Here is a 13,546-nt window from a genome sequence, read left to right on the forward strand (position 1 = left end):
TGTCGGTGCCGGGCCTTAGGCTGGCCGAGTGTCCAAATCGCCGGTGAGAGCGCAGGCCAAGGGAGCTGGGCGGGTGGTTGTACGTCGCGATTCCGCTGTGGGCGAACAGGGTCCCGGCGGTGGTGGAAAAACGGCAAAGGTGGCGAAATCGGCGCCCGAGGAGGCGGCCGGGAAACGCCCTGCCAAGAAAGCTGCCGCCAAGAAGGCCGCTGCCAGGACCACCGAGAAGGCCGTCGCGAAGAAGGCTGGTGCCAAGAAGACCGCGGCCACCGCCGAGAAGGCCGCACCGGAGAAGACGGCGACCAAGAAGCCCGCTTCGAGAAGAAAGCCCGCCTCGGTGGAGGCCGTCGCCGAGGACACCGCAGTCACCGTCAAGGGCGCCGCTCCGGCGAAGGCCGTCGCCGTCAAGCCCGTCGGGGGCGAGTCCCGTACCGCCCTGGTCCGCCGAGCCCGCCGTATCAACCGTGAGCTCGCCGAGCTGTACCCGTACGCCCACCCCGAACTGGACTTCGAGAGCCCCTTCCAGCTGATCGTCGCCACGGTCCTGTCCGCGCAGACCACCGACCTGCGGGTGAACCAGACCACCCCGGCCCTCTTCGCCAGGTACCCGACCCCCGAGGACCTCGCCGCGGCCAACCCGGAGGAGGTCGAGGAGATCCTGCGCCCGACGGGCTTCTTCCGAGCCAAGACCAAGTCGGTGATAGGGCTCTCCAAGGCACTGGTCGAGCAGTTCGGCGGCGAGGTCCCCGGCCGTCTGGAGGACCTCGTCAAGCTGCCGGGCGTCGGCCGCAAGACCGCCTTCGTGGTGCTCGGCAACGCCTTCGGCCGACCGGGCCTCACCGTCGACACGCACTTCCAGCGACTCGTCCGCCGCTGGCAGTGGACCGACGAGACCGACCCGGACAAGATCGAGGCGGCGGTCGGCGCGCTCTTCCCCAAGAGCGACTGGACGATGCTCTCGCATTATGTGATCTTCCACGGCCGCCGCATCTGCCACGCCCGCAAGCCGGCCTGCGGCGCCTGCCCGATCGCCCCGCTCTGCCCGGCGTACGGCGAGGGCGAGACCGATCCCGAGAAGGCGAAGAAGCTTCTCAAGTACGAGAAGGGCGGCTTCCCGGGGCAGCGCCTCAAGCCACCGCAGGCGTACCTGGACGCGGGCGGCATCCCGGCCCGGCCGCTGGGGGCCGGGTGAGGCGCGGGAGCGTGCGGCGCCCGGGAGGGGAACGGTTCCCTGCGGACAGCGGGAGAGGACACCCGTACGAGGGACTCGCGGAACGATCCGCGGTACCGCGGGCGTTGGGATCGGCAGAACGGGGGTGGCGATGACGCACGCGAGCGATACGAACCACATGGGAGACACGGACAGCGGGCGGCTGCGGCTGAGCACGGAGGGCCTGCCCGGCTGGCTCGACCCGGTCGTGCAGGTCGTGGAGAACGTCGAGCCGCTTCAGCTCAGCCGCTTCCTGCCGCCGGAGAACGGCGCGGGGCGTCAGTCGGCCGTACTGATCCTGCTCGGTGAAGGCGCCCGAGGCCCCGAGCTGCTGCTGATGGAGCGAGCCAGTTCGCTGCGCTCACACGCCGGGCAGCCGTCGTTTCCCGGTGGCGCCCTCGACCCCGAGGACGGTGACCCGAAGGCCGGAGGGCCACTGCGGGCCGCGCTGCGCGAGGCCGAGGAGGAGACCGGGCTCGACCCCGGCGGCGTCCAGCTCTTCGGTGTGCTCCCCAAGCTCTACATCCCGGTCAGCGGCTTCGTCGTGACACCCGTCCTCGGCTGGTGGCGGAAGAAGAGCCCCGTGGGCGTCGTCGACCCGAACGAGACGGCGCGGGTCTTCACCGTCCCCGTGGCGGATCTCACGGACCCCGCCAACCGAGTCACCGCCGTCCACCCCAGCGGCCACCGAGGTCCGGCATTCCTGGTCGAATCAGCCCTCGTCTGGGGCTTCACGGCCGGAGTCATCGACCGACTGCTGCACTACGCGGGCTGGGAGCGCCCCTGGGACCGCGAGAAGCAGGTCCCGCTCGACTGGCGGTCATGACAGGGTGGCCACCGTGCTGTGTTTTTCGGGGGTCGCCGTGCCCCACGGTCGCCGTTCGGGGGGCCAGTGCCCCGGTCTGACGACGGTGACCGGAAAGTGACGAGGCGAGGCTTGACGCAGTGAACGTGCTGGACATCCTGTTGCTGGTCGCCGCCGTGTGGTTCGCGATCGTCGGTTACCGCCAGGGCTTCGTCGTGGGCATCCTTTCGGTGACCGGCTTCCTGGGCGGCGGCCTGATCGCGGTGTATCTGCTCCCCTTCATCTGGGACAAGGCGACAGGTGACCACAAGATGGGCACGACCGTCGCGGTGATCGCAGTTGTTGTCGTGATCGTCTGCGCGTCCGTCGGCCAGGCCTTGACCACTCACCTCGGCAACAAGCTGCGCCGATACATGACCTGGTCCCCGGCCCGAGCCCTGGACGCCACGGGCGGTGCCCTCGTCAACGTGGTGGCGATGTTCCTGGTCGCCTGGCTGATCGGCTCGGCCCTCGCCGGTACGACCCTGCCGACGCTCGGCAAGGAGGTCCGCGGCTCCAAGGTGCTCCTCGGCGTCTCCCGCGCCCTGCCCGCGCGGGCCGACACCTGGTTCGCGGACTTCTCCTCGGTCCTCGCGCAGAACGGCTTCCCGCAGGTCTTCAGCCCGTTCGCGAACGAACCCATCACCGAGGTCCAGCCTCCCGACCCGACCCTCGCGAGGAGCCCGGTCGCCGTGCGCGCCCAGCGGTCCATCGTCAAGGTCATGGGCACCGCGCAGAGCTGCGGCAAGGTCCTCGAAGGTACGGGCTTCGTCTTCGGCAACCGTCGCGTGATGACGAACGCGCACGTCGTCGGCGGGGTCGACGAGCCCACTGTGCAGATAGGCGGCGAGGGCAGGAAGTACGACGCGAAGGTCGTCCTCTACGACTGGCGGCGCGACATCGCGGTACTGGACGTGCCGAACCTGAAAGCGCCGGTGCTGCGGTTCACGTCCACGGACGCGTCCGGCGGCAGCAACGCGATCGTCGCGGGCTTCCCGGAGAACGGGTCGTACAACGTCCAGCCCGCGCGTGTCCGCGGCCGCATAACGGCCGACGGCGCGGACATCTATCACCGTGGCACGGTCCGCCGTGACGTGTACTCGCTGTATGCGACCGTCCGGCAGGGCAACTCCGGCGGCCCGCTGCTCACCCCTGACGGCAGGGTCTACGGGGTGGTCTTCGCGAAGTCCCGCGACGACGCCGAAACCGGGTACGCGCTCACCGCGGACGAGGTCCGGGAGGACATCGCCAAGGGGCGTAGGGCGAACCAGCAGGTGGACAGCGACAAATGCGCCCTCTGAATCCAGGCGCCCTCCGAGTCCGCGAAGGGGGCGGCCCCGGGGGACCGGGTCAGCCGCGCGGGTGGCGCAGACGCACCGAGACCCAGCGGGCCCGGCGGCGCAGAATGCGCGGGATCCCCACCCTGAGGTCCGTGCCCGGCAATTGCGGGGCGCCCCTCTCGTGGGTGCTCGGACCAGCGGCCGAGCTGCGGTCGCGTGCTACGTCACTGAAGTCGTGCGTCCAACCCATACCCCGACGTCTGCCCCTGCCCCAAGGTCGATAACCGCCTCCGGGCCCACCGATTGGCCTATGCGCGGGGCATGTGTGGTCGCATATGGAACAGTCGTGCGTGTCCGGATACCGAACGCATTCACGCGGTCACCGACAGGGTTCGCCGCCATCCCATGAGAGTCAGGTGGGTCACCGGTCGGGCTCGGGGTCCTTGAGCCAGTTGATCAGCTCCGAGGAGAACGCCACCGGGTCCTCCTCGTGCGGGAAGTGCCCCAGTCCGTCGAACAGCCGCCAGCGGTAGGGCGCCTCGACGTACTCACCCGATCCGGCCGCGCTCCTGGTGCGCATCACAGGGTCCAGTGAGCCGTGCAGATGCAGGGTGGGAACCCGTACGGGCCGCTTCATACGCCGGTTGAACTGGATGCCGTCGGGCCGGGCCAGGGAGCGCACCATCCAGCGGTACGGCTCGATGGCGCAGTGCGCCGTCGACGGGATGCACATGGCACGCCGGTACGTCTCGACGGCCTTGTCGTCCGGCAGCCGAGGGCCCGACCAGTCCCGGATCAGCCGCCCGACCAGGGCGGCGTCGTCGGCGGTGAGCCGACGCTCGGGGATCCAGGGCCGCTGGAACCCCCAGACGTAGGAACCCGCGGTCGTCTGCTTGACGTCACCGAGCATCGCAGACCGCCAGCGCCGTGGATGAGGCATTGAGGCGACCACGAGCCGTCGGACGAGCTTCGGGCGCATTACGGCCGCCGTCCAGGCCAGATACCCGCCCAGGTCATGGCCGACGAGCGCGGCATCGGGCTCGCCCAGGGACCGTACGACGCCGGTGATGTCGAGCGCCAGGTTCGCGGGGTCGTAGCCGCGCGGCGTACGGTCGCTGCCGCCGACCCCGCGCAGGTCCATCGCCACGGCCCGGAAGCCCGCGTCGGCGAGTGCCACCAGTTGGTGCCGCCAGGTCCACCAGAACTGCGGGAAGCCGTGCAGCAGCAGCACCAGCGGTCCGTCGCCCAGTTCCGCGATGTGGAAGCGCGCGCCGTTGGCGGCGACGTCGCGATGCGTCACCCCCTGCCCGCCGGGTACGTCGAGCCGTACGACCGAGGTGGGTTGAGCCGAAGGGGTGGCGGGGTCCGTCATGAAGACGAGCGTGCCACAGCCTCGACGGCCGTGTCGGCCTCGTGGGGTTGACGGGGGTGCGGCTTGGCGGCCTGCAGGACGCCCGCGGTCTCCTTCATGGACGCGGCGACCTTCTGTGGGCCCCCGCTCTTCTTGGCCTTCTTCGCGAAGACGATACCGATGAGCGTGAGGACTCCGAAGACCAGTACGTTCGCGCCGAAGGACGTCAGGAAGCAGAGGGCCAGGTTCCAACTGGTCCAGGTGCGAATTCCGTACGCCAACGCGAAGTTCAGCATCGGCAGCGAGAACAGCAGTACTGCGCCCGCAGCCGAAAATGCTCCGCCGCTCACGGCGCCGCGCTTGACGTCCCGCCTGAGCTGGGCCTTCGCCAGTGCGATCTCGTCGTGCACCAGCGCGGACATTTCGGTCGTCGCCGAGGCGAACAGTTGGCCGATGCTCTGTTCGGTGCCGACCGGGCTGCCGTCGGGTGCGCTCATCGCGGTCTCCCTGCTCTGTGCGTGGGTACTCCGCGGGTGCTGCGGAGTTTTGTGGATGTGTCAGATCATGCCGGACGCGCCTTCTCCCCGCCTGCCCGCCTGCCCACTTCGGCGAAGCGTGCCACCCCTCACGTGGGCCGGGGCCCGCGCCAGGCAGGCCTGCCGGTCGCCGCTCAGGAGCGGGTGTCGTCCGGGGTGTCGGCCGAGGCATCGCTCCCGGCGGACTTCAGCACGGCGAGCCTGCGGTGCTCGGCGGCCTTGCGTTCGTGGATCTCGGCCATGCGCAGGTGGTACGCCGGGTCGTCCTGCTCGTAGACGTCCGGAATGCCGTCGAGGTCCTCGTCGCGCTCCTCGTCCTCGCACAGGGCACGGTACTTGGCGTTGCGTACCTTCAGCAGCACGGTCGCGAACACGGCGGCGATCAGCGACCCGGTGAGGACGGCGGCCTTGACCTCGTCCGTGAGCACCGCGTCGCCCTCGAAAGCCAACTCGCCGATGAGCAGCGAGACGGTGAAGCCGATGCCGGCCAGCGAGGCGACGGCGAACACATCGGGCCAGGCGAGGCCGTCGCTGAGCGAGGCCCGGGTGAAGCGGACCGTCAGCCAGGTGCCACCGAACACGCCGACCGTCTTGCCGACGACGAGACCGAGCACGACGCCGAGCGTCTCCGGCTTGGTGAACACGTCCACGAGCGCTCCGCCGGAGATCGCGGCGCCCGCGCTGAACAGCGCGAACAGCGGTACCGCGAGACCGGCGGACAGAGGCCGTACGAGGTGTTCGATGTGCTCGCCCAGGGAGCGCTCCTCGCCCTCGTGGCGGTGGCAGCGCAGCATCAGTCCCATGGCCACACCGGCAATGGTGGCGTGGACGCCGCTGTTGTACATCAGCCCCCAGATGACCAGGGCGAGCGGAACGTACACGTACCAGCCGCGCACGCCGTTGCGTAGCAGCACCCAGAACACGGCGAGGCCGACGACGGCGCCGCCGAGGGCGGCGAAGTTCAGACCGTGCGGGAAGAAGATCGCGATGATCAGGATCGCGCCCAGGTCGTCGACCACGGCGAGGGTGAGCAGGAACGCGCGCAGGGCGGAGGGCAGGGAGGTGCCGATGACCGCGAGCACGGCGAGCGCGAAGGCGATGTCGGTGGCTGTGGGGACCGCCCAGCCGGCGAGGGAGCCGCCGCCGGCGGCGTTGGTGACGGTGTAGACGATCGCGGGTACGGCCATGCCGCAGAGGGCGGCGACCACGGGGAGCACGGCGGCGCGGGGATCCCTCAGATCACCCGCGACCAGCTCCCGCTTGAGCTCGATCCCGGCGACGAAGAAGAAGATCGCGAGGAGGCCGTCCGCGGCCCAGTGCGCGACGGACAGATGGAGTCCGAGGGAGGAGGGCCCGATGTGGAAGTGGCTGATGCTGTCGTAGCTGCCGCGCAGGACAGGTATGTTCGCCCAGAGCAGCGCGGCGATCGCGGCGACCAGGAGCAGTACACCGCCGACGGTCTCGGTGCGCAGCGCATCCGCGATGAAGGTCCGCTCGGGCAGGGAGAGACGTCCGAGGAACGAGCGGTTACGGGTGCGGGGCGCGGTCACAGGGAAGACCTCCGGGTCGGTACGGCAAGCTGACAACCGCCACGAGGCAACGCGCAGCGGCTTGCCGACCAGACTTCCCGGCACACCATGAACGTTCCATTTTACCGGATCCTTAGCACTGCGAAGGTCGGTCGCCCGGCGGGCCAGGTGCGGATCCGGGTGCGCGGGGAGAGGCGTGCGCGTCGGCGGAGGCGTGCCGTGGCCCTGCGAGCAGGGGGGCTCCGGTGACGACGAGAAGGGGGCGCCCGGCGTGATGCCGGGCGCCCCCTTCGGGCGGGTGGGGGATGAGCCTCAGTCCTCGCTCGGCGTCGCCGGCAGCTTCGTCTGGATCAGGTCCATCACCGTCGAGTCCGTCAGCGTCGTGACATCCCCGAGCTGGCGGTTCTCGGCGACATCCCGCAGCAGGCGTCGCATGATCTTCCCGGAGCGCGTCTTCGGCAGCTCCGCCACCGGCAGGATCCGCTTCGGCTTGGCGATCGGCCCGAGCGTCGCACCGACGTGGTTGCGCAGCTCGCTGGTGAGGTTTTCGTCCTCGGACGCCGTACCCCGCAGGATCACGAACGCCACGATCGCCTGCCCCGTCGTCTCGTCCGCCGCGCCCACGACCGCCGCCTCGGCGACCGCCGGATGCGACACCAGGGCCGACTCGACCTCCGTTGTCGAGATGTTGTGCCCGGACACGAGCATCACGTCGTCGACGCGCCCGAGGAGCCAGATGTCTCCGTCGTCGTCCTTCTTCGCGCCGTCCCCTGCGAAGTACTTGCCCTCGAACCGCGACCAGTACGTGTCGATGTACCGCTGGTCGTCTCCCCAGATGGTGCGCAGCATCGACGGCCACGGCTCGGTGAGCACGAGGTAGCCGCCGCCCCCGTTCGCCACCTCGTTCCCCTCGTCGTCGACCACGGTGGCGGAGATGCCCGGCAGCGGCCGCTGCGCTGACCCCGGCTTGGTCTCCGTCACGCCCGGCAGCGGCGAGATCATCATCGTGCCGGTCTCGGTCTGCCACCAGGTGTCCACGATCGGCGTACGGTCCCCGCCGATGTGCTTGCGGTACCACACCCATGCCTCGGGGTTGATCGGCTCACCGACGGACCCCAGCACCCGCAGCGACGACAGGTCGAACTTGGCAGGGATGTCGTCGCCCCACTTCATGAACGTGCGGATGGCCGTGGGTGCCGTGTACAGGATGGTCACCCCGTACTTCTGGACGATCTCCCAGAAGCGGCCCTGGTGCGGTGTGTCGGGCGTGCCCTCGTACAGGACCTGGGTCGCGCCGTTTGCCAGCGGCCCGTACACGATGTAAGAGTGCCCGGTGACCCAGCCGACGTCGGCGGTGCACCAGTACACGTCCGTCTCCGGCTTGAGGTCGAAGACCGCGTTGTGGGTGTACGCCGCCTGAGTGAGGTAGCCGCCGGAGGTGTGCAGGATGCCCTTCGGCTTACCCGTCGTGCCGGACGTGTACAGGATGAACAGCGGGTGCTCGGCGTCGAACGCCTCGGGTGTGTGCTCGGCGGACTGCCGCTCGACGATCTCGTGCCACCACACGTCCCGGCCTTCGGACCAGGCGACCTCCTGGCCCGTACGGCGCACGACGAGGACGTGCTCGACGTTGTCCACGCGCTCGATGGCGTCGTCGACGGCCGGCTTGAGGGCGGACGGCTTGCCACGCCGGTAGCCGCCGTCCGTGGTGATCACGACCTTGGCGTCGGCGTCCCGAATGCGGGTGGCCAGCGCGTCCGCGGAGAAGCCACCGAAGACGACGGAGTGTGTGGCGCCGATGCGGGCGCAGGCCAGCATCGCGATCGCGGTCTCCGGGATCATGGGCATGTAGACGGCGACCCGGTCGCCCTTCCGGACCCCCAGCTCAAGCAGGGCGTTCGCGGCCTTGGAGACCTCGTCCTTGAGCTCGGCGTAGGTGATCGCGCGGCTGTCGCCGGGCTCGCCCTCGAAGTGGATGGCGACGCGCTCGCCATGGCCCGCCTCGACATGCCGGTCGACGCAGTTGTAGGCGACGTTGAGCTTGCCGTCCTTGAACCACTTGGCGAACGGCGGGTTCGACCAGTCCAGGGTCTCGGTCGGCGCCTTGGCCCAGGTCAGCCGCCGGGCCTGCTCGGCCCAGAAGCCGAGCCTGTCAGCCTTGGCCTGCTCGTACGCCTCTGCCGTGACGTTGGCGTCTGCGGCCAGGTCGGCGGGGGGCGCGAACCTGCGCTCTTCCTTGAGCAGATTGGCCAGGCTTTCGTTGCTCACGACATCTCCCTTTCCCGGGGTGTCCGTTGTGTCCCGGTCCACAGCTCATCAGACGAGGGGGCTCGGTGACAAGGGTCGGCGGAAAATTGGTTTAGACCTGTGGGTTCTGCCGGTGAACAGATCTCCTCCAGGTCACGTACGCTCCACCACCCTGGTTCATCTCGAGCGGTATTTCTCGCGCCTGGCCCTGAGGGGCCGTGGCAGAGCCCGTTGGCGTTCCGCGCCCGAGGGAAGGCCGCGGCCGCCTGGAGCTCGCCGTAGATCTTGCTCTGACAGTCTGGACCATCCCGGATCGCCCGTGCTGATAAAACGACCCTAAGTGGTTCAAGCTGGGCGCCATTTCAAGATCTTTCAAGGCGCTCGTAGGGCGGATCTTTCCTTTCGGAGCCGGCGGTGCGCGGCCCGGCGACCGGTCTTGCCCGCACCCGGCGATCACGCCGGGCTGCGCAGCTCCCCGGCGACTCCCACCCGGTCGAAGATGTCGCCCTCCTCCGCGGTGGTGAGCAGATATGCCTGTGCCTCGCCCACATGGAAGTACATCCCGTGGATTTCGAGCCTGCCCTCGCCCAGGGCCCGGGCCACGGAATCGTGTGCCCGCAGGTGTTCCAGCTGCTGCACCACGTTGGTGAGACACAGTTGCTCGACCGCGTCGGCCGGTGTCCGCCCGGCGATCCGGGCCAAGCGCCGTTCTCCGTCGGCCGTACGCTCCATGCTGGGCAGGCCGTGCCGCAACCACCGCCTGAGCGGGGTCTGGGCACCGCCCGGTTCCGAGCTGTGCAGGGCCTGCATCGCCCCGCAGCCGGAGTGGCCGCACACCGTGATGGACCGCACTCTCAGGACGTCCACCGCGTACTCGATCGCCGCGGCCACCGAGTCGTCCCCGCTCTCCAGGCCGGGCAGCGGCACCAGGTTGCCGACGTTGCGGACGACGAAGAGGTCGCCGGGGCCGCTGGAGGTGATCATTGATGTGACGAGCCGCGAGTCGGCGCAGGTCAGAAAGAGCTGCGAGGGCTGCTGTCCCTCGCGCGCGAGGCGGGCCAGCTCCTTGCGCATCAGCGGCGCGGTGTTTTGCTGGAACGCACTGATCCCGCGTGCCAGTTGCTGCCCGCTTGCTCCCGACCCGTCGACCGCCCCTTCCGGATGGCCTTCGGTCGACATTGACGGCTGGTGCTCACACTGGTGGTTGCGCCAGGGAGTCCAGGGCCGGCACCGGCACGCGGACGCCGCGGTCGACTCCTGGTTACCCGTGAGCGCGGGAGCGTCCGGGGCCGGCATCGTGATACGGGTTCCGGCCCGGCCGGTGAGGTCGACCGTGCCGCCCCGCGCGAGGTGCGTCTTCTGCCAGTCCTGCAGGGACTCGTATGCCGCGTGGTCCATGAAGGACCCGTCCAGTTCCACCACGGCGTCCGCTCCCGCGGGTACCAGGTGCAGCGTCCGGCTGAGTCGGGGCACCGCGAGGAACGTCAACTGCCCTCTTACGCGTACGTAGTGAACTTCCCGCTTCTCCTCGTAGGTGATGCGGGTGCGGGCGAGACGGTGCAGGGCCACGACCACGGCCACGGCGACGCCCAGCATCACGCCCTGCAGGACGCCCAGGAAGACGACGCCGAGCGTGGTGACGGCGTACACCACCACCTCTCGGTGGCGAGTGACCGTGCGGATGTGGTGCAGGGACACCATCTGGACGCCGACGGCCATCACCAGGGCGGCGAGCGAGGCGAGGGGGATCAGTTCGAGCGCCGGGACCATCAGCAGCGCGGCCACTACTACCCAAACGCCGTGCAGCATCGTGGAGTTCCTGCTGATGGCGCCGGAGTGCACGTTCGCCGAACTTCTGACGGCGACGCCCGCGAGCGGTAGCCCACCGAGCGCCCCCGAGACGATGTTCGCGGCGCCCTGTCCGAGCAGCTCGCGATCGAGGTCGGAGCGGCCGAGGTGCGGATGGCGTCCGGCAGCCAGCTTGTCCACGGCCACGGCGCCGAGCAGCGACTGCACGCTGCACACCAGGGTGATGGTCAGGACGGCGGCGGCGATGCCGAGGACGGGACCTTCGGGAAGCCCGGCCGGCGCGTGGCTGCGCCAGGACGGCAGGTCGACCTTGGGCAGAGTGAGGCCGGTGAGGGAGGCGGTCGCGGTGGCTGCGGTGACGGCGACGAGCGCGGCCGGGACCTTGCGCAGAAAGCGTCCGGTCCGTCCGGGAAGGCGAGGCCAGACCAGCAGGACGACCAGGGTCAGCGCGCTCATGGACACCGCGGCGGGGTGCAGGCGCGCCAACTGTGCGGGCAGCGCCCGGAGGTTGTCGGAGACCGCGCTCTGCGGGGTGCCCCCGAGCACGATGTGCAGCTGGGCCACCGCGATGGTGACGCCGATGCCGGCGAGCATGCCGTGCACGATCGCGGGGCTGACGGCGAGCGCCGTACGCGCGACGCGCAGGCAACCGAGGCCGAGTTGGGCGAAGCCGGCGAGGACGGTGACGGCGCAGGTCGTACGCCATCCGTAGTGGTGGATGAGGTCGGCGGTGACCACGGTGAGTCCGGCGGCGGGGCCGCTGACCTGGAGTGGGGAGCCGCCGAGCCGGCCGACGACGAGACCGCCGACAGCTGCGGCGACCAGGCCGGACTGCAGTGGGGCTCCGGTGGCGAGGGCGATACCGAGGGACAGGGGGAGTGCGATCAGGAAGACCGCGATGGAGGCCGACAGGTCGACGCCCGCGACGCGGAAGCGGCGGGGCGGGATCGGCGGGGGGCTGTGGGGCGGGTGCGGGCGCTTCGTCCGAGTCGAGTCGGCGGCGCGGGCGGGGACGTAGGCGGACATGGTTCCCGTCTCCTCCGGTACGGCGCGGTCGCGGAAGGGGTGGCCCCGGCCGAGGGGCCGGGGTGGGGTCGCGGCCGTGGGCCACGTCGTACAGCGGCGGGATATCCCAACGCTCAGTAAATGGGTCGTAATGCAAAGTAAAGGAAGCCTATCGAAGAGCAGGGCGAATAGGGCAACAGGTCACCCAGGAGGCTGAATGGTCAATATCGTAGGATTGTCAGGCAAAATTGACCGATGACTCATGCGGTCTTGGTCAGGCTTCGTGTGGATGTGGTCGGATACGGCGCCGCGAAACACCTGATCGGTGCGGCCTCGACCGAAGCAGGGAGAAGCAGGAAGAGGGGCGGAAGGTGGTCGTCGCCCAGAGGGTCTCCGCGGGCGTCCTCCTGGCCGCGGCCTACGCCACCGTGCTCGCCGGGTGCTCGACCGGTACGAGCCGTTCCGAGGGGGTGGGTGCCAGCGGGGCAGGCGGTGTCCCAGCGTCGGGGAGTGTGGTTCGCCTGACCGGCGACGGCTCCCGTCGTACGCAGACGCCCGGCCGCCCCTGCTCAGGACCGAGCGGATGAAGCCCCGTCAGGAATCGCTCCCGGGCAGTGAGTGTCCCTGTTCCGGCTCACTGGCCAGGAGCGGTTGCTCACACGGCGGCAGCCTGGCCCTCGTTGAGGACGAATCCCGGGTCGATCTGCGCCGCCAGGTCGGCGCCGGTGCGCTCGTTTCCCCAACTGGTCGCGTTCTTCAGGTGGAAGTGGACCATCTGGCGCGTGTAGCGCTCCCAGTCGCGCAGTTCGTAGGTGGCGTCCGCGGCTACCTGAAGGACGCGCAGGGAGCGGCGGTTGGCATCCTCCAGGAATTCGAACCGGGGCGGGCGGCCCTTCTCCATGGAGCGCACCCAGTCCGAGTGCCCGATGGTCACGAGCAGGTCGTCACCGACCTCGGCGCGGAGGAAGTCGACGTCGTCCTGTCCCTGCACCTTGTTGCCGACGACCTTCAGGATGATCCCGAAGTCGCGGGCGTATTCCTTGTACTGGCGATAGACGGAAACTCCCTTCCGGGTCGGTTCGGCGACGAGGAACGTGATGTCGAAACGCGTGAACATGCCGGAGGCGAAGGAGTCCGACCCCGCCGTCATGTCGACCACGACGTACTCGTCGCGGCTGTCCACCAGGTGATTCAGGCACAGCTCCACCGCTCCCGTCTTGGAGTGGTAGCAAGCGACCCCCAGGTCGGCGTCCGTGAAGGGGCCGGTGACCATCAAGCGGACCGCTGTGCCGTTGAGTTCCACCGGGTGTGCGCACGCGTCGTACACCGGATTGTCCTCGCGCACCCGCAGCAGCCGTGAGCCCTCGCCGGGTGGGGTGGTCTTGATCATCGTTTCCGCTGAGGCGATACGCGGGTTGGATCCGCGGAGGTAGTCCTTGATCAGCCGCATCCGCTCCCCCATGGCAGGCAGCGCCGCGGCCTTCTCCTCGTCGAGCCCGAGTGCGGCGCCGAGGTGCTGGTTGATGTCGGCGTCGATGGCGACGACGGGCGCTCCGGTGGCAGCGAGGTGGCGGATGAACAGGGAGGACAGGGTCGTCTTGCCACTGCCGCCCTTCCCGACGAAAGCAATTTTCATGTTCACGAAGAGTAGTCAGGTGGTGGCGGTGCGTGGTAGGTGGTCGTGAAGAAGACCACTCCTTCGAAGGAGGGGCGCGAAGGTGCGTAGGGTCGTACT

At 69.4% G+C, this 13,546-nt stretch carries 10 protein-coding genes; 3 read left to right on the forward strand and 7 right to left on the reverse strand.

The features are described 5' to 3' along the window. Positions 1-139 precede the first annotated feature (139 nt). The 3 genes from nth to ACWDEX_RS09850 all read left to right on the forward strand — a co-directional run bounded on the left by nth (position 140) and on the right by ACWDEX_RS09850 (position 3,355). Entirely contained in the window at positions 140-1,192 is a 1,053-nt protein-coding gene (gene nth, locus ACWDEX_RS09840) for an endonuclease III (protein ID WP_450462748.1), read from the forward strand. A 157-nt stretch (positions 1,193-1,349) separates the two neighbouring features. Continuing rightward, positions 1,350-2,036, forward strand: a complete 687-nt coding sequence (locus ACWDEX_RS09845; RefSeq protein ID WP_450462749.1) for an NUDIX hydrolase — start codon at positions 1,350-1,352, stop codon at positions 2,034-2,036. 119 nt (positions 2,037-2,155) lie between these two features. Continuing rightward, positions 2,156-3,355 carry a MarP family serine protease gene (locus ACWDEX_RS09850; RefSeq protein ID WP_450462750.1) on the forward strand — a complete coding sequence of 400 codons (1,200 nt, stop codon included), beginning with the start codon at positions 2,156-2,158 and terminating at the stop codon, positions 3,353-3,355. 49 nt (positions 3,356-3,404) lie between these two features. Here the strand turns inward: ACWDEX_RS09850 and ACWDEX_RS09855 are convergent, their stop codons facing one another. From ACWDEX_RS09855 to ACWDEX_RS09885, 7 genes are all read right to left on the reverse strand, one after another. Then, the gene (locus tag ACWDEX_RS09855; protein ID WP_450462751.1) at positions 3,405-3,584 is read right to left on the reverse strand and encodes a hypothetical protein; all 180 of its coding nucleotides are present in this window, start codon (positions 3,582-3,584) and stop codon (positions 3,405-3,407) included. Positions 3,585-3,755: 171 nt separating this feature from the next. Continuing rightward, a complete protein-coding gene (locus ACWDEX_RS09860) occupies positions 3,756-4,706 on the reverse strand; it encodes an alpha/beta fold hydrolase (protein ID WP_450462752.1) in 951 nt (316 codons plus the stop codon). Beyond that, positions 4,703-5,182 carry a phage holin family protein gene (locus ACWDEX_RS09865; RefSeq protein WP_450462753.1) on the reverse strand — a complete coding sequence of 160 codons (480 nt, stop codon included), beginning with the start codon at positions 5,180-5,182 and terminating at the stop codon, positions 4,703-4,705. Before ACWDEX_RS09865 ends, ACWDEX_RS09860 begins: the two co-directional genes overlap by 4 nt. A gap of 173 nt (positions 5,183-5,355) precedes the next feature. Then, the gene (gene nhaA, locus ACWDEX_RS09870) at positions 5,356-6,771 is read right to left on the reverse strand and encodes a Na+/H+ antiporter NhaA (protein ID WP_450462870.1); all 1,416 of its coding nucleotides are present in this window, start codon (positions 6,769-6,771) and stop codon (positions 5,356-5,358) included. A 291-nt stretch (positions 6,772-7,062) separates the two neighbouring features. Further along, positions 7,063-9,018 carry an acetate--CoA ligase gene (acs, locus tag ACWDEX_RS09875; protein WP_450462754.1) on the reverse strand — a complete coding sequence of 652 codons (1,956 nt, stop codon included), beginning with the start codon at positions 9,016-9,018 and terminating at the stop codon, positions 7,063-7,065. 432 nt (positions 9,019-9,450) lie between these two features. Next, positions 9,451-11,832: a bifunctional SulP family inorganic anion transporter/carbonic anhydrase gene (locus tag ACWDEX_RS09880; protein ID WP_450462755.1), complete on the reverse strand. Its 2,382-nt coding sequence runs from the start codon at positions 11,830-11,832 to the stop codon at positions 9,451-9,453. Positions 11,833-12,466: 634 nt separating this feature from the next. After that, a complete protein-coding gene (locus ACWDEX_RS09885) occupies positions 12,467-13,447 on the reverse strand; it encodes an ATP-binding protein (RefSeq protein WP_450462756.1) in 981 nt (326 codons plus the stop codon). Positions 13,448-13,546 lie beyond the last annotated feature (99 nt).

The sequence above is a fragment of the Streptomyces sp. NPDC001020 genome (assembly GCF_053599115.1).